This window comes from Natronomonas salina (assembly GCF_013391105.1).
Lineage (GTDB): Archaea > Halobacteriota > Halobacteria > Halobacteriales > Haloarculaceae > Natronomonas > Natronomonas salina.
The window spans coordinates 2,070,430-2,087,009 of sequence record NZ_CP058335.1; the positions used below are offsets into that span (position 1 = coordinate 2,070,430).

Annotated in this window: 17 protein-coding genes; 12 read left to right on the forward strand and 5 right to left on the reverse strand. The window is 68.7% G+C overall.

What is annotated here, in order from left to right:
* The first annotated feature begins 90 nt into the window (after positions 1–90).
* On the forward strand, positions 91–570 hold the full coding sequence (locus HWV07_RS10915) for an RNA-binding protein (RefSeq protein ID WP_178334330.1): 480 nt from the start codon (positions 91–93) through the stop codon (positions 568–570).
* Positions 571–694: 124 nt separating this feature from the next.
* On the opposite strand, the gene HWV07_RS20115 is transcribed toward HWV07_RS10915, so the two are convergent.
* On the reverse strand, positions 695–1,087 hold the full coding sequence (locus HWV07_RS20115; RefSeq protein ID WP_425487805.1) for a DUF7350 domain-containing protein: 393 nt from the start codon (positions 1,085–1,087) through the stop codon (positions 695–697).
* Here HWV07_RS20115 and HWV07_RS10920 point away from each other — a divergent pair.
* Both HWV07_RS10920 and HWV07_RS10925 read left to right on the forward strand, forming a co-directional pair.
* Positions 1,022–2,143 (forward strand): DUF7544 domain-containing protein, encoded by a 1,122-nt coding sequence (locus tag HWV07_RS10920; RefSeq protein ID WP_178334331.1) that lies wholly within the window; start codon positions 1,022–1,024, stop codon positions 2,141–2,143. The genes HWV07_RS20115 and HWV07_RS10920 overlap by 66 nt on opposite strands.
* 73 nt (positions 2,144–2,216) lie before the next feature.
* A complete protein-coding gene (locus HWV07_RS10925; protein WP_178334332.1) occupies positions 2,217–2,678 on the forward strand; it encodes a DUF5790 family protein in 462 nt (153 codons plus the stop codon).
* 9 nt (positions 2,679–2,687) lie between these two features.
* Here HWV07_RS10925 and HWV07_RS10930 read toward each other — a convergent pair whose 3' ends face one another.
* The 3 genes from HWV07_RS10930 to HWV07_RS10940 form a co-directional block, all read right to left on the reverse strand.
* Complete coding sequence (locus HWV07_RS10930; RefSeq protein ID WP_178334333.1) at positions 2,688–3,419, reverse strand: creatininase family protein; 732 nt, start codon at positions 3,417–3,419, stop codon at positions 2,688–2,690.
* 168 nt (positions 3,420–3,587) lie between these two features.
* Positions 3,588–4,121 carry a 50S ribosomal protein L16 gene (locus HWV07_RS10935; protein WP_178334334.1) on the reverse strand — a complete coding sequence of 178 codons (534 nt, stop codon included), beginning with the start codon at positions 4,119–4,121 and terminating at the stop codon, positions 3,588–3,590.
* Between the two features lie 166 nt (positions 4,122–4,287).
* A complete protein-coding gene (locus HWV07_RS10940; protein WP_178334335.1) occupies positions 4,288–5,085 on the reverse strand; it encodes a hypothetical protein in 798 nt (265 codons plus the stop codon).
* A 306-nt stretch (positions 5,086–5,391) separates the two neighbouring features.
* On the opposite strand from HWV07_RS10940, the gene HWV07_RS10945 reads away from it, so the two are divergent.
* The 9 genes from HWV07_RS10945 (at position 5,392) to HWV07_RS10985 (ending at position 15,538) form a co-directional block, all read left to right on the forward strand.
* A complete protein-coding gene (locus HWV07_RS10945; protein ID WP_178334336.1) occupies positions 5,392–6,507 on the forward strand; it encodes a PGF-CTERM sorting domain-containing protein in 1,116 nt (371 codons plus the stop codon).
* A gap of 117 nt (positions 6,508–6,624) precedes the next feature.
* Complete coding sequence (locus HWV07_RS10950; RefSeq protein WP_178334337.1) at positions 6,625–7,752, forward strand: PGF-CTERM sorting domain-containing protein; 1,128 nt, start codon at positions 6,625–6,627, stop codon at positions 7,750–7,752.
* A gap of 161 nt (positions 7,753–7,913) precedes the next feature.
* Complete coding sequence (locus HWV07_RS10955; RefSeq protein ID WP_178334338.1) at positions 7,914–8,945, forward strand: hypothetical protein; 1,032 nt, start codon at positions 7,914–7,916, stop codon at positions 8,943–8,945.
* A gap of 144 nt (positions 8,946–9,089) precedes the next feature.
* Positions 9,090–10,157: a PGF-CTERM sorting domain-containing protein gene (locus tag HWV07_RS10960; protein ID WP_178334339.1), complete on the forward strand. Its 1,068-nt coding sequence runs from the start codon at positions 9,090–9,092 to the stop codon at positions 10,155–10,157.
* Positions 10,158–10,397: 240 nt separating this feature from the next.
* Positions 10,398–11,843, forward strand: coding sequence for an ABC transporter substrate-binding protein (locus HWV07_RS10965; protein WP_178334340.1), 1,446 nt, complete (start codon positions 10,398–10,400; stop codon positions 11,841–11,843).
* A gap of 2 nt (positions 11,844–11,845) precedes the next feature.
* Positions 11,846–12,748 carry a branched-chain amino acid ABC transporter permease gene (locus HWV07_RS10970; protein WP_178334341.1) on the forward strand — a complete coding sequence of 301 codons (903 nt, stop codon included), beginning with the start codon at positions 11,846–11,848 and terminating at the stop codon, positions 12,746–12,748.
* Positions 12,748–13,980, forward strand: coding sequence for a branched-chain amino acid ABC transporter permease (locus HWV07_RS10975; protein WP_178334342.1), 1,233 nt, complete (start codon positions 12,748–12,750; stop codon positions 13,978–13,980). The genes HWV07_RS10970 and HWV07_RS10975 overlap by 1 nt, the downstream gene beginning before the upstream one ends.
* Positions 13,977–14,765 carry an ABC transporter ATP-binding protein gene (locus HWV07_RS10980; protein WP_178334343.1) on the forward strand — a complete coding sequence of 263 codons (789 nt, stop codon included), beginning with the start codon at positions 13,977–13,979 and terminating at the stop codon, positions 14,763–14,765. The genes HWV07_RS10975 and HWV07_RS10980 overlap by 4 nt, the downstream gene beginning before the upstream one ends.
* A complete protein-coding gene (locus tag HWV07_RS10985) occupies positions 14,762–15,538 on the forward strand; it encodes an ABC transporter ATP-binding protein (RefSeq protein ID WP_178334344.1) in 777 nt (258 codons plus the stop codon). The genes HWV07_RS10980 and HWV07_RS10985 overlap by 4 nt, the downstream gene beginning before the upstream one ends.
* A gap of 7 nt (positions 15,539–15,545) precedes the next feature.
* Here HWV07_RS10985 and HWV07_RS10990 read toward each other — a convergent pair whose 3' ends face one another.
* On the reverse strand, positions 15,546–16,550 hold the full coding sequence (locus HWV07_RS10990; RefSeq protein WP_178334345.1) for a CPBP family intramembrane glutamic endopeptidase: 1,005 nt from the start codon (positions 16,548–16,550) through the stop codon (positions 15,546–15,548).
* Positions 16,551–16,580 lie beyond the last annotated feature (30 nt).

A 16,580-nucleotide genomic window follows, 5' to 3' on the forward strand; every position in this document is an offset into this window, starting at 1 on the left:
TCGACCGACCGAACGAGGTCGGCGGCGACGACCCGCGCGACCCCCGCTTCGGACCAGCGGTTTTTAACCCGTGACGGGCGAAGTCCCCCCATGGACGTGAAGTCCCGCCACCACCTCCGGTCGGACGAGATCGACGAGCTGGAGGCCAAGCTCGCCGAACAGCTCGGCGTCGAGCTCGACGGCGACAGCTACGAACGCGTCGAGTTCGACGACGTCGACCGCGAGGTCGTCCTCGTCGACGGCGAACCGCTGGTGGCCTCCTTCGACGGCGAGCTCTTCCTCACCGTCCGCGGCGCCAACGAGCACCCGCCGGACCGCCACGTCGTCACCGTCGACTCCGGCGCCATCTCCTTCGTCTCCGACGGCGCGAACGTGATGCGCCCCGGCATCACCGAGGCCACCGACGACGTCGAACCCGGCGACCTCGTGGTGATCGTCGAGGAGAACCACCGGAAGGCGCTGGCCGTCGGCCGCGCCGAGGCCAGCGGCGACGACATGGTCGGCGACGAGGGGAAGGTCGTCGACTCCCTCCACCACGTCGGCGACGACCTCTTCGAGTTCCACGTCTAGGCGTTCTCGACGCGCCTTTTCGCCGGGCGTCTACCGGTCGACCGAGCAACTACCCTTGGACGAGTGCCGTAGTCGATCGGTCCTGTACCCGTTCGACTCGAAACAGAGGGGGTCTAGCGCCGACTCACACCGTGAAGGAGACGGCCTCCATATCGAGGGACGCGCGCTCGCACCCTTCGTGTCGGGCGACCTGCGGCGGCGTCTCGGTCGCGACGACGAGCTGGTCGCCGGCCCGGAGGTCGGTTTCGAGTGCGGTGCCGTAGTGGTAGCCCAGTTCGGGGTCCAGCGTCCGGTCGAACTCCAGGTGGGTGGCGGCGGTGCCGTCCCGGCGGACCGTCGCCGACAGCGCCGCCGCGGATGCGGTCGACGGGACCGCCGCGCATCGCCGTTCGATCGCCCCTGCAACCGCGTTCGGCCGGTATTTTATACCCGGTGGCCGTCGGTTCCGGGTGTGTCCCTCTCCGCGCTCGACGCCATCGACGACGCCCTGACCGCGACGGGGCGGTACCGGCCGCAGGGACTCCGCGAGTGGGTGTGGGCCGTCCTCGTCGCGGGCACCGTCGCCAGTCCCGGCTTCGGCGTGCCGACCGGCGGGAACTCCAGCGGCGAGATGCCCGCCGACAGCCGGGCCGCCATCGAGGAGTTCCTCCCGGCCGCCCTGCCGGACGTCCTCCTGCTCGCCGGCGTCGCCGCCGTCGCCCTCTGGCTCGTCTTCGTCGCCGTCGGGGCCTTCCTCGAGTTCCCGTTCCTCCGGTGGCTCAACAGCGGCGAGCGCTCGCTCCGCGCCGAGATCGGGGCCAACCGGAACCGGGCGCTCGGCCTGGCGGGCTTCCGACTGCTGTTGAACCTGCTCTCGCTGTCGGTGCTGGTCGGGGCCACCGTCTCCCTCGCGGGTCCCGAGGCCGGCCCCCTGACGTACCTGGTCGTCCTCGGGGAGTACTGGGTCCTGTTCGCCCTGCTGGGGCTGGTGACCGGCCTCGTCTCGGCGTTCACCACCGCGTTCGTCGTCCCGGCGATGTGGATCCGCGACCTCGGCGTCGTCGCGGGGTGGCGGCGGGTCTGGCCGACGCTGGCCGACGCGCCGAAGGAGTTCCTCGTCTACGCCGTCGCCGTCGCGATATTCGGCACCGTCGGCGGGATGCTCGTCGGGCTCGCGGCGCTCGTCGGGCTCGCGCCGGCGCTTGCCGTCGGGCTCGCGGTCGCGGCGGTCGCCGGGAGCACCGCCGGCATCGCCGTGGGCGCCGTCCTCGGCGGGGTCGGCATGACCGTCGCCGCGGGGCTCGTCTACGCCTTCGTCCAGGTGTTCCTCCGGTTCTACGGGCTGTTCATCCTCGGCGACGTCGACCCCACCCTCGACGCCATCCCGGAGCGGCGACGCGCCGTCCGGTCCACCTCGGACGACGGCGACGGCAGCGTCAGCCTGGCCGCCAGTAGCGGGAAGAAGGGCGGTGGCGGGGACGGCGGGGACGCGAACGGAAGTGACGGCGACGACGGCGACGACCCGGGCGGCAGCGACGGAGACGCCGACGGAGAGGGCGACGACGGTGGCGGCGGCATCATGCACGCCCCGTGACCGGCGCGCCCGCTGCGTGTTTCACTTTCGCTTTGCGGCGTGGTTTTACCCAGTAGCGCGACCAACGAGGCGTATGAGCCAGGCGACGCTCGAAGACGACGAGCTGTTCGACGAGGCGGCCAGCGAGATGCGCGAGGACGTGGAGGCGAGCCTCGCGGAGGCCCGGGGCGCCCTCCCCGAGGCCGACGCCATCTGGGACGTCGAGGCGGACAACACGCTGGGCGTCCTCAACGCCCTGAAGGGCGCCCTCGACGTCGGCGACGCCGAGGACCACCTGCGGGACGCCAAGAAGTGGTTCGCGATGGGCCGGAAGGCCGACGCCTTCGAGGACGCCGACGACCTCGAGGAGGACATCGCCGAGGTCGAGGCGCTGCTCGACCAGATCGTCGACGCCAACGAGCAGGTCGGCGAGCTCACCGCCACCATCCCGGAGCTCCGGGGGGCCCTCGAGGACGCCGAGTCCGAGGCGGCCGACGAGGAAGCCGACGAGGAGGAAGAAGAAGAGGAGGAGGAAGAAGAGGAAGAAGAGGAGTAACGACGCCTCTCAGTCCCGCCGGCTCGCGACCGCCTCGAGCAGTTCGACCAGCGCGTCTGCAGACTCCTCCAGTAGCTCCTCGCCGAGCGCCGCGTCCCCGTCCCGCGGGTCCCCGACGGCGCCGCTGTCGGTGAACTCCGCGGCGTCGTACGCCAGGTTCGTCCCGTGGAGCCACTCGCCCCACCGCTCGGCGCCGCCCTCGGCTGCCTCGTCCGTCCGGTCCTCGTGAATCAGCTCCGGCCGCAGGTGCCGGACGAACGACGTCTCCGCCGGCCCGCCGTGGCCGAGGTTCTCCACCGCGACCGCGTCGAACCACGTGTACGGGACCGCGTAGGCGTCCGTCGACGCCTCGCGGGACACCCGCCCGCAGACCTCCCGGAGCGCGTCGACGTTCCCGCCGTGGCCGTTGACGACCACCACGCGGTCGAGGCCGTGGTGGACCAGGCTCTCGATCGTCTCTCGGACGTACGCCCGGAACGTGTCCTCGGAGACCCACAGCGTGCCGTCGAAGTCCCGGTGCTCCTCGGCGACGCCGACCGGGATGGCCGGCCCGACGACGGCCTCGCTGCCGTACTCGTCGGCGTAGCGCTCCGCGCCCGCCTCGGCGATCGCCTCGGCGGTCATGACGTCGACGCCCAGCGGCGCGTGCGGCCCGTGCTGCTCGGTGCTCCCGACCGGCAGGACCGCCAGGTTCGTCTCCGCGTCGCGGACGTCCGTCCACGTCGACTCGGCGAGGTTCATGCTGGGTCTCTGGGGTGGGTCCGGCTTGTATGCGATGGTCTAGGAGGTGCCTTCTGGGGTGCCGAACTACGAGCCGTTCGACCGGTCGAGCAGTCGCCAGACTCACCGAAGAGTTACGACTGGCGACTGGCGTCAGAGAACGAAAAGCCCGAAGAAGCCGAACCTGCCTTACGCGATCAGGAGGTCCTCGCCGCGCTCGACGCGGATGGTGCACGGCGGGGAGATCTTGTTGTACGCGCGGCGGAAGGCGTCCTTGGCGACCTCGGCGTCCTCGGGGTGACACCAGATGGTGAACAGCTGCTCGCCCTTCTGGATGCGGGCGGCCGTCCCGACGATCTTACCGAAGGCCTGCCGCATCCCGTCGGAGACACGGTCGGCGCCGGCGCCGGTCGCCTGCTTGTTCTCCCGGATGACCTGGTGGGGGAACTTCCGGAGGATCATCTTGTAGTCGCCGTTCTCGCCGAGTTCCTTCAGCATCCGGCGGTTCGCCGAGAGGCGGGAGGCCTCGAGGGAGCCGTGGCGGATCTGGACCTCCTCGTCGACGATGAGGCTAATCTGGACCTCGTAGTCTTCGGGCTCGGCGTCGAGGTTACCCATCTTGTACTGGGCGACCTTCGAGCCGGGGATGCCCGTGATGTACTCCCGTCGCGTGTACGCGGGCTTGTCGATGGCCCGGTACATGGAGGCGGGCTTGTCACTCATAGTACGTCGAATGAGGTCGAGTCCGCGGATAAAGCCTTCGAACCGCGGTGTTCGTGTGAGAGCGTGGCGTGACTCCGGACACGTCGGCAGGTTCAGCAATGACTGGGAGGCGGGTCAGCAGAGAAGGGAGTGGGCGGACGGACCGGACGGAGAGCGGGCGGCGGGGTCAGCCGCGCCGCGGGAGGAACGCCAGGGCGGCGATGAGGAACGCCGAGAACAGGCTGAAGATGATGACGTAGTTCAGCCCGCTCAGCCGCTGCTGGAAGTACTCCTGGTGGCCGGCCTGCTCCTGGTAGCTGGCGACGTCCTCCGAGAGCATGACTGTCTGGTCGTCGGGGAACGTCGCGACGTACGTCTGGTTGTCGACGGTGACGTTCTCGCCCTCTGCGAGGGTCTCCGACTGCTCCTCCTCGGTCTCCCAGGTGAGCGCGACCGACTCGCTGGTCACGTTCTCGGCGGTCTTCGACTCGTTGTCGTGCTCGACGGTGTCGTTCTCGGAGTAGGTCACTTGGTTCGGTTCGGGGAGGTACTCCTCGAGCGGTTCGGTGCTCCCGTCGCGGTAGCGGACGAACTCGGTCCCGTCCTCGGCGGTGTACGTCTGGTTGTCCACCTCGGAGTCGTTCTGGAGGATGCTCTCGACGTCGAACTCCTCGGTCAGGCCGAACCGGTCCGGGTCCTCGGCCGGTTCGATGGTGACGTTGTAGCTGGCGTCCTCGAACTCGACGGCCGAGTTGTTGTCCCAGGAGTCCTCGTTCGAGACAGTCTCGTTGTACACGAGCGAGCCGGACCCGCCCTCCACCTCCACGGTGTAGGTGGTGCCGTTCGTCTCGAACGTATCGTTGTTCTGGTACGTCTCGCCCTCCATGTCGATCTCCGGTCCCTCCGCGAGCGCCTGCACGCCGTAGGCACCGGCGGCCGTGACGAGGAAGAAGGCGAGGCAGATCGCCGCCCATCGTCGTTGCATACGCGGGAGAATGGCAGGCCCGCGTATAGGCGTTACTAACTCTCGTGAGGTCCGGAACGGAACCGCTCGTCGCGAGCGAGCGGCGGGCGGGCTAGGCGCACGACCGCGGCGATGGCGGAACTCACGACCGTGGTCCGGGATCTGCGCTGGGTATGGGGCCAGTCGAACTACGTTCCAGCTTCGATTCGATGTATCTAATCCTGTTAAAGAATAACCGAGAGAACCTTTCAGTGGTTCATCAGTATAAGAACCCCGGCAAATTGCCTGCAGCGGATATACGTCTGTGATTACCAATGGAAGAGTTGTATGACAGACGAGACAATGACGAAGACGTCACTGCGGTCGGTCGCGCTGATCGTCGTCGGCGTGGCCGTCGTCGGAGCGTTCGCGGCAGTCGTGATCGGTCCGGCCGCCGCAGACCACACCGACTACGAGAACGGAGATTACACGGTCGTACTCCCGCACAACTCGGACCACCTTCCGGGCAACCAGAACGAGGAGAACGCGAGCATGCAGAACTTCGCGCAGTCTGGCGACGCGATGCGGGAGGCGGGAGCGCCCAACGGCTTCGAGACGCTCGAGTACCTCGAGACTGGCTCCCCGGAGATCGACTACTCCGGTTGTAGCAGCGCCAACACCGCCGTCTTCGGCGTCGACCGCGGCAACAACAACTCCGGGACCAAGACGGACACCGACCTCCTGAAGCACATGAAGGAGTCACGGTTCAAGGAGCACAAGATCGAGGTCGAGTTCTACAGCGAGGACGACCTCGGCGGGAACCCGACCTACCTCAACCCTGAGGACGCCATCGTCTCCGTGCAGGGTGCGGGCTCCTCGGGCGGCCCCTGCTTCACGATGCCCACCGAACCCGGCTGGTACCAGACCAATGGGCTGGTCCGCGGCACCACGGAGGACGGCGAGACCGTAGAGGTCACCTCGGAGTCCCACTACTTCCCGATCTGCGAGGGCTGCCACAACGAGGAGACGGCCCGAGAGAAGCTCGGTCCGAAGCCGAGTGCGGACGGCGGTACCACGGACGACGGCGGTGACGAGTCGACGCCGACGCCGACCTCGACCGCCCAGGACGACACCGGCGGCGATGGCGACGGCGACGCCACTGCGACGCCGACGTCCGATTCCACCGACGACACGACGGGCGACACCACAGACACGACGGACGATACCACCGACGACACCACAGACACGACGGACGACACCACCGACGACGGCGGCGAGCAGACCAGCGGCGACCAGAATACCGACGGGCAGAACGGCGGCGCCGAACAGAACGATACCGGCGGGAACGGCTCGGCGGGCCAGAGCGACGCCACGCCGACGCCCGGCGGCGGTCCCGGCTTCGGGCCGATCGTCGCGATACTCGCGGTGCTCGGCGCGGCGCTGCTCTCGATGCGGCGTCGGTGAATCCGTCCCCGAGCGGGGCGGACCGGCCGTCTGGTGAGGGCCGTTAGCGGTTGACAGGGATAAACGGCCCAACATATCCAGCGTTACCCTTAGGATATTGGTTGGCTATGGACGGCTATGCCCCGCATTCGAGAGTTGAGTGTTACCGTCGTGGCGACGGCCCTCGTGCTGTCGCTCGCGGCGACGACCACCCTCCTCGGCGTCGGCGTCGCCGGCGCCGCACACCCCGACGACGCACCGGACCTCTCCGAGTACGCCGACTTCCAGGTGAACTTCCCGAACCCCTCCGACCACTACCCCGGCGACCAGAACCCCGAGGGCGGCAGCATCGAGTACTTCGCCTCCGGCGCCGACGCCTTCCGCCAGCAGGACGCCGAGGAGGGCGTCTACATCGACCGGATCGTCGTCCACGCCGAGTACGAGGGCGAAGACTGGATCGACTACTCGGCCTGCAGCACCGACAACACCGAGTCCTTCGGCATCGACCGCGGCAACGACAACGACGGGACGGAGTACGACGAGGGCCTCGTCCAGCGGCAGAAGCAGGTCGACTTCCGGGACGACGGCATCGACATCCAGTTCTACAAGTGGGGGGACCTCGGCGGTGACCCGCCGTACATGGCTCCCGAGGACGCCATCGTCGCCTCCCAGGGCGAGGGGTCGGCCGGCGGGCCGTGCCTGACGCTGACGAACGAACCCGGCTGGTACCGCATCGCCGCCTACCTGCAGGGGACCGTCGCCGACAACGGCCCCGACCAGCAACCCTCCGACAGCGCGGGGGAGGTCAGCCTCGAGCTGAACTCCAACAACTACCTCTACGTCTGCGAGTGCGACAGCGAGGAGGAGGCCCGCGAACAGCTCGGCGCCCCGCCGAACGAACGGTCGGGCGGTCAGGAGACCCCGGAGCCGACCGAGACAGACCCCGGCGGCGACGAAACGCCCGAACCTACCCAGACCGATACCGGCGGCGACGAAACGCCGGCGCCGACCCAGAGTGGCGGCGGCGACGCGACGCCCGAACCCACCCAGGAGAACACCGGCGGCGACGAAACGGCGGAACCCACTCAGAACAACAACGGCGGCGACGGCGGCCAGACCAGCCAGGGCGGTGACGACACCACCGGCGGCAACGGCGGCGACGACACCGACCGGACGCCGACGCCCGGCGACGGTCCCGGCTTCGGCGCGCTCGCGGCGCTGCTCGCCCTGCTCGCCTCGGCACTGATCGCGCTTCGTCGCGACTGAGACCCCCGCGGCCCCTCCTCCATCGATCCCCGAACGTGGAGCCAATCCCACTCCTGAATATACGTCCGCCGGTTATTGACGGCTCTCGGTAGAAACAACCGGGGAGTTCCGGTAATTTAACAAAGGTTTTTACCCTACGAGCTGGAGTTACGTATCAGTTCATGACCAAATACGTTCGATTTAGAAACACCGCTCTGGCGACGGTCGTGGTGCTCGCGACGGTCGCCGCGGTGACCGTCGTCGGTGCCGGCGCGCTCGTCGTCGGGACCCAGGAGGCGGCTGCGGCCCACGATAGCGCGGCCAACTACACCGTCACGCTGCCGAACGAGGACGACCACCTGCCCGGCGACCAGAACCCCGAGGGCGCGAGCATCAAGCACAACGCCGCCGGCGGGGAGTCGTTCGACGACGTCGCCCCGAACGGGTTCGAGACCTTCGACCGCCTCGAACTCCAGAGCGACCACGTCGACTTCTCGGCGTGTACGAGCGAGAACACTGCCGTCTTCGGCGTCGACCGCGGTAACAACAACCCCGGCACCCAGACCGACGACAGCCTCCTCCAGCACATGAAGGACTCCACCTTCAGCGAGGACAGCCTCGAGGTCGTCTTCTACGACGAGGGCGACCTCGGCGGGAGCCCGACCCACCTCAACCCCGAGGACGCCATCGTGGCACTCCAGGGTGCGGGCTCCTCGGGCGGCCCCTGCTTCACGATGCCCACCGAACCCGGTTGGTACCAGATCAGCGGGACCCTCGAGGGGACCAACCACGACGGCGAGTCGGTGACCATCGAATCGAAGTCCCACTACTTCCCGATCTGCGAGGGCTGCCACGACGAGGCCACCGCCGAAGAGAAGCTCGGTCCGGCACCGAGCAAGGAGGGCGGCGACCCCGACCCGACGCCGACGGCGACCGAGACGCCCGTCGAGGTGACGGCGACCGAGGAACCCGGCGAGGCCACGCCGACGGCGACCGCCACGCCGGAAGGCGCGACCGGCGGGGACTCCACGGCGACGGCGACCGAGGCGTCGGGCGACGAGACGCCGGCGGCACGCGCGACGGAGGGCGGCTCCGCCGGCGGCGCCCAGGGTGACCACCAGGGCACGCCGACGCCCGGCGGCGGTCCCGGCTTCGACGCGCTCGCGGCGCTGCTCGCCCTGCTGGCCGGTGCGCTGCTGGTCCGACGACAGTAACGCGCGAACCGGCCCTCGAGGGCCGTGACCGACGCCCCGAGGACCGTCCGAGAACCGAACGCGGATATTTTCGACGCATCCTGACATAAATAGCAGCGAATACACAGCGATATCGTTAGATACGTAGTAACAAGGGTGTGGAGCATGGGACGAAGGGAGATCGACGCGGTGGTGCTGGCGACGCTCGTCACCCTGAGCGCCGTCGCCGGCGTCGCCGCTCTCAGCGCGGTCGCATCGCCCGTCGCCGCCGACCAGCACACGGTCGACACGGCGACGGACTACACGGACGAGGCGAACTTCACGGTGGCCTTCCCGTTCACGACCAACCACTATCCAGGCGACCGGAACGCCGAGAACGGCAGCATCCAGTACTCGGCCGTCGGCGAGCAGGCGATGCGCGAGGTGGACGCCGAGGAGGGTGCCTTCATCAGCCACATCGTCATCTCGGCCGACTGGATCGACTACTCGGCCTGCAGCACCGACAACACCGCGGCGTTCGGTATCGACCGCGGCGACGACGACCCGGGCACGGAGTACGACGAGGACCTCGTCAGCCGGATGAAGGAACCGACCTTCCGCGACGACGGGCTCACCGTCGAGTTCTACAACTGGGACGACATCGGCGGCGATCCGCCCTACGCGGCGGCGGACGACGCCATCGTCGCCGAGCAGGGCGCCCGGTCGTCGGGCGGCGCCTGCCTGACGCTCACCGACGACCCAGGCTGGTACCAGGTCCAGGGGTTCATCAACGGCACCGAGGCCGACAACGGTCCCGACCAGCAGCCCTCCGAGGACGCCAACCACGCCGGCATCCTGGCGATGTCGAACTACCTGTACGTCTGCGAGTGCGACAGCGAGGCCGAAGCCCGCGAACAGCTCGGCGCCCCGCCGAACGAGGAGCCGACCGGCGGGGAGACGCCGACGCCCACCGCGACGGAGTCGGGCGAGGACCCCACTCCGACGGCGACCGAGGGCGGCGACACCGGTGCCGACCCGACCCCGACGGCCACCCAGAGCGGCGGCAGCGGGGCGACGACGACACCCACGGCCACCCAGGGTGGTGACGGCCCCACCCCCACGCCTGGCGGTACAGCCGGCGGCCAGGGCGACGACAGTACGACGCCCACGCCAGGTGACGGCCCCGGCTTCGGCGCGCTCGCGGCGCTGCTCGCCCTGCTCGCGGGTTCGCTCCTCGTCCATCGACGCGGTTGAGCGGCACGCAGCGAGGGTGCAGCCCTCGAGAGACGACCACCGCGAGTCGCCGACGGACGACCGAAACGGTCCCCGGGTCGTTCTCCCGAGCAATCCATCGACCGCCAATGACGACGAGCGGTCCGGAAGCTATCGATTCCGGCCGTTCCGGAACCGGGCGGCAGCCCGTGCTATAGTCTTAAATGCCCGGACAAAACCACCGAAACACACAGGGGAGTCGATGGTAAGGCACGAACACATATGGCCGACGTGCCAGAGAACGAACAGCAAGAGGAAAACGAGGGGCGGCTCGACCGGCGTTCGGTCCTCAAGTACGGGGGGACCGGCGCCCTCGGCGCCGGGCTCGCCGGCTGCCAGAGCCGCGAGAACCCCCTTCCGGGGAGCAATATCAGGCCCCCCGAGAGCGAGGATGGCGGCGTTGGCGGTAACGTCAAGGACGCAGAGGGACCCCTGGAGGGCGAGACCTTCAAGATCGGCGTGCTCGCGCCGATGGAGCTCCCTCTCGGAGAATCGATGTGGCAGGCAGCACAGATGGCCGCCGAAGAGATGAACGAGGCCGGCGGGCTGCTCGGCGCCTCGGTCAAGGTCGAACTCGGCGACACCGAGGTGTCACCGGGGAAGGCCCAGTCCGAACACCGGCGGCTCACAAGTCAGGCGGGTTGCGACATGACCGTCGGTGTCTTCCTCGGTTCGGCGTTGCTCCAGACGATGACGTCGATCGCCAACCAGCAGAAGCTCCACGTGACCACGGCGGCGGCCGACCCCCGCGTCGGGAAGCTGGTCTCGAAGTCCGCAGCCTATCAGCAGGGTGCCGACCCCCAAGAAGAGTACGAGAAGTACAAGTACCACTTCCGCGCCGGCCCGATCCACCTGCTCGACCTCGCCGACGCGATGCTTGAGTTCATCGAGGACAAGAAGGACGAGTACGGCTGGGAGCGAGCCGCGCTCCTGACGGAGGACATCGGCGAGTTCACGCCGTACGCCGACCGGCTCCAGGAGCGGCTCAGCGACGTCATCGACGTCCCCATCTCCCAGCGGCCGGGCGGCGTCAGCGATTGGTCGCCGCTCTACAGCGATATCGAGGAGGCAGACTGCGACGTCGCGCTCATCGGGATGGCCCTCGGCGGCACCACCGCCGTCAACCAGTGGGCCCAGCAGCAGCGCGACTTCGAGTTCGGCGGCATCCACGTGTTCGCCCAGTCTTTCGAGTACTGGGAGTCGACCGACGGCAACGTCGAGCACGTCTTCACCATGAACGCGATGACGCCGCAGACGGAGAACACGGACACCACCCAGGAGTTCGTCCAGAACTTCGTCGACACGTGGGAGAGCGTCCCCATCTACACGGCGCCGATCACCTACGACGCGATCAGCACGATCGAGGAGGTCTTCGCGGCCATGCACGAGGAGGAGGGTCTCGACGGCACCCCGGAACCCGACGCCGTCATCCCGTACCTCGAGGACATGACCTTCACCGACTCGACCATCCTCGAGGAGGTCCAGTTCACGCCGGCCGACGCCGAGTACGCCCACGAGCCGCAGTGGACCTCCATCGCCGAGACCGGCGTCCCGGTGTTCCAGCAGTGGCAGATGGACGAGGAGATCCGCGAAGACTACGGGACGATGCACTCGTTCTACCCGCCGGAGAACAAGACGGCTGAGAAGACCGAACCGGAGTGGTTGTAACTATGGCAGGCATCACAGGCGCGATACTGACAGCGACGTTCATCAGTGCACTGTACGCGATCATCGCGATCGGCTTCACGCTGATCTTCGGCGTCGGGGGCGTCCTCAACTTCGCCCACGGCGCCTTCATCACCGTGGGGGCGTTCACGGCGATGATCGTCTCGAGTAGCTCGGGGCTCGACCTCCCGATAGCCGTCGGCCTCCTGGCCGGCACCCTCATGGGCGCGGTCATCGGCGCCGGGACCTACCTCGGCGTCATCCGCTACGTCCGCAAGCGACCGGTGACGGTCCTGATACTCACGTTCGTCATCGGGTTCTTCATCATGTACGCGCTGCGGATCCTGGCGAACGACATCATGAACGTCAACGCCCTCCAGATCCCCGTCTCGCCGGTGATCAACGAGGGTCGCTTCGGCATCGGCGCGAGTACGCTCAACAACCTCTTCATCTTCGTCTCGTCGTGGGTCCTCATCGGGGCGCTGATGTGGTTCGTCAACTATACGCGGACCGGCCGCGCCATCATCGCGGTCAGCCAGAGCGACAAGGGCGCCTCGCTGGTCGGCATCAACGCCGAGAAGATCAACGTCATCACGTGGACGCTGGCGGGCGCCTTCGCCGGCTTCGCCGGCGTCCTGCTGGCCGGCCGCCTCGGCGGCGGCAGCTGGCTGATGGCCATCGACCCGCCGGCGCCGCTCGTCCTGTCGTTCGCCATTGTCATCCTCGGCGGACTCGGCTCCATCAAGGGCAGCGTCGTCGGAGCCTACATCATCGGCTTCTTCGAGACGTTCACGGTCAGCTTCGTCCCGAACGGCTCCCAGCTCGCGGGCATCTCGTCGCTGGCGCTACTACTGGTGTTCCTGATCGTGAAACCCGAAGGACTGTTCGGTAGGGAGGCTGCAGAATAATGGCTACGCAAAACCCACTCGACGGCGACGTGCAGAAGCGACGCAAGCAGGCCGTCAAGGAGCGGCTCAAGTTCGGCAACCTGCCGCTGCGCCACCGGCTCGGCGCCTACGGGTTCGTCATGCTGGGGCTGCTGCCGGTGATCCTGCAGCCCTCGGAGCTGCTCAACTTCACGTACGTCCTGTTCCTGATGATGTTCGCCATCAGCTGGGACGTCGTCTCCGGCTACACCGGCCAGCTGAGCTTCGGGCACGCGTTCTTCTTCGCGCTCGGCGGCTACGGCACGGCCGTCATCACGACCCAGCACAACATGCCCATCTTCGTGGGCATCGCGGGCGCGACGCTCCTGGCCGCCATCGGCGGCGTCCTCATCGGCGTCCCCGCGCTCCGGCTCGACGGGCCGTACCTCTCGCTGGTGACGCTCATTGCACCGCTGCTGCTCTTCCAGATGTTCGTCCTCTTCAGCGAGGGGCTGCCGTTGCTCGCCCCGCAGGGGCTCGGCGGCACCGGCGGCCTGACCGTGCAGCCGCCGCAGCTTGTCAGCATCGGCGACGGCGCGTTCATCACCGTCGAGACGACGATGATGGAGTCGCTGGGGCGGTACTACGCGGCCTTCATCGCGCTGCTCATCGTCTTCGGGGTCTGCTACGCCGTGACCCGCTCCTCCGCGGGGAGCGTCTTCACCGCCATCCGCGAGGACGAGGACGCGGTCCGCTCGGCCGGCCTCAACCCCGCGAAGTTCAAGATCTTCGCGTTCGTGCTGGCGGGCGCCGTCGGCGGCTTCGCCGCCGCCGTCTGGATGCACGTCGGCCCGTTCGGCTACCCCAACACCGAGAACCTCTTCGGCCCGGGGAAGATCGACCTCAGCATCGAGGTCATCGTGATGGCCATCCTCGGCGGCATGGGGACCATCGTCGGCGCGGTCGTCGGCGCGCTGCTGTTCGCGGCCACGACCGCGCTCGTCGGCTGGCTTGACTTCACCATCCCCGTGCTGGGACTGGAGTTCTCCGCCCTCTCGCCGCTGCCGGAGTTCCTGCTCGCCATGCTGACGCTCGTGTTCATGCCGGAGGGCGTCGTCCCCCGGAACATCAAGGACGGCCGGAAGCTGCTGGCCCGCTACCGCGGCGAGGCGCCGCCGGAGCCGGCCGACGCCGACGGCCGGTCGGCCTCCGAAAGCGTCGTCTCGAAGTACCGCGACGAGATCGAGGAGATCATCGGAGGTGACAACAGATGAGCACCGAACCGGAACGCGCCGCGGTCGACGACCGGACGTACGGTCCCGACGACGGGATCCTCGTCGCAAAGGACCTCCGCAAGGAGTTCGGCGGTCTCGTCGCCGTCGACGACCTCTCCTTCGCGGTGCAGGAACAGGAGATCCTCGGCTTCATCGGCCCGAACGGCGCCGGGAAGTCGACGACGTTCAACTGCGTGACCGGCACCTACCCGCCGACCGACGGCACGGTCTACTTCAAGGGCCGCGACGTCACCGGCATCCCCGCCCACGAGATGGTCAAGGAGGGGATGGCCCGGACGTTCCAGGAGTTCGCCCCGCTGGAGGACCGGACGGTCGTCAAGAACGTCGAGCTCGCGCTGGCCCCCGACGAGTTGTTCACGCTGTCGGGGATGGGCGGCGAGACCGAGCGGCTGGCCGAGGAGATCTGCCGCCGCGTCGGCCTCGGCGAGGTCCTCGACCAGACGCCCTCGGAGCTACCCCACGCCGGCATGCTGAAGCTGGAGCTGGGCCGCGCCATCGCGACCCAGCCCGACCTGATGCTCGTCGACGAGCCGTTCGCCGGCCTCTCCGGCAAGGAGGTCGAGGAGCTCTCCGAGGTGATGCGCTCGCTGCGCGACCACGGCATGACGCTCATCGTCGTCGACCACAACATGCGCGGCCTGCTGAACCTCATCGACCGGGCGTTCGTCATCCAGTTCGGCTCGAAGATCGCCGAGGGGAGCCCCGACGAGATCAAGAACGATCCCCAGGTCCAGGAGGCGTACCTCGGAGGTGACGAGATATGAGCGCGCCGACGGACGACGAGGCCGACCGCTTCGAGTTCCAGTCGACGTCCGACACGACACAACAGCGGCCGACCGTCCTCGAGGCCGAGGACCTCCGGGTCTCCTACGGGAAGGTCACCGCGCTGCGCGGCCTCGACCTCGAGGTGCGGCAGGGCGAGATCGTCTCGCTCATTGGCCCCAACGGCGCCGGCAAGACCACGTTCGCGAACACCGCCTCGGGTTTCCTCGACTACCAGGGGAGCGTCCGCTACCGCGACCAGGAGGTCGCCACGGTCGGCCAGACCGAACTCGTCGAGCAGGGGATGATCCACTGCACCGAGGAGCGCGACCTCTTCGGCTACCTGGACGTCGAGGACAACCTCGAACTCGGCGGCTACCTGCAGGACGACGCCGTCATCGAGGAGCGCAAGGAGTTCGTCTACGACCTCTTCCCGCGGCTCGACGAGCGCCGCGAGCAGAACGCCCGCTCGATGTCCGGCGGCGAACAGCAGATGCTCGCCATCGGCCGCGCGCTGATGGGCGACCCCGACCTCCTCATCCTCGACGAGCCGACGCTGGGGCTGGCACCGGTCATCCTCCAGGACATCGCCGAGGCGCTCGACCCCATCGTCGAGCAGGGCGTCACGGTGCTGCTCACCGAGCAGAACGTGACCTTCGCGCTCAAGCACGCCGACCGCATCTACCTGCTCGAGAACGGCGAGGTCGCCAAGGAGGGCACCCCCGAGGAGCTCAAGGGCGACGACTACATCCGGGAGTCCTACCTCGGCGGGTAACGACCCGTCACTCCCCCGGCTCTCGGTCCCCGTTCTCTGGCACGTTCTCTCGTTCTCCGCTCCGATCCCGGAGCGACGGCACCGCGACCGCGTCCTGGAGGCCGCGACCGGTCGCGCGACCGTAGGCGACGACGGCGACGCAGCCCAGCAGCGTCGCGGCCAGCCCGAGCACGCCGCCCTCCGGACCGAACGCGCCGCCGTGGACGAGTTCGCGACCCGACGTCGAGGTCTCGAGGAGCCGGACGCCGAGTTCCAGGCCGCTCACCGGGACGCCGAGCAGGACGTGCGTCAGGTTCCAGGTGACGTGGAGGCCGACGGGGAGGCCCAGCCGGTCGGTGTAGACGTAGCCCAGGCCGAGCAGGACACCGGCGAGGGTGATGGTGACGACGGCGAGGGTCGTCGCGCTGGGGTTGCGGCCGTGCAGCAGGCCGAACGCGACGCTGGAGAGCGCCAGCGCCGCGACGACCGCGACCCGCCGGTCGACGAAGGCGGTCAGGCCCTCGGCCAGGTTCGTCAGCAGGTACCCCCGGAGGAGCAGTTCCTCGTAGACGCCGACCGCGACCATCGTCGCGCTCACCAGCGCCAGCCAGGCGGGCAGCGAGTAGCCGGCGGGGCCGCGGGGGTCGAGCGTCGCCTCGTAGACGCCCACCGCGAGACCGGCGGCGTAGGCCCCTCCGACGAGGACGACGCCGAGGGCGGCGCCGACCGCGAGGTCGCGCCACCAGACCGCGTCGAGCGACAGCCCGAGGTCGGCGACCCGCCGGTGGTCGAGGTACCGGCCGGCGACGAGAACCGCGGCGGCGACCGCGAGCCCACTGCCCGCCAGCGCGACGAGGACGCCGGCCAGTCGCGGGCCGTCGGCGTCCCCGGGGTCGAGCGCGAGGCCGGCGGTCACGAGGACGACGGCGACCGAAAGGTTCACGAGGAGGAACAGGAGGCCGGCGACGAGCAGACGCCACGGCGTCCGCAGCCGGCCGGTCGGCGCGCGGAGCAGCGACCGGGAGCGGGACATAGCCGGCGGTTCAGCCGGCCCCGCCATCAA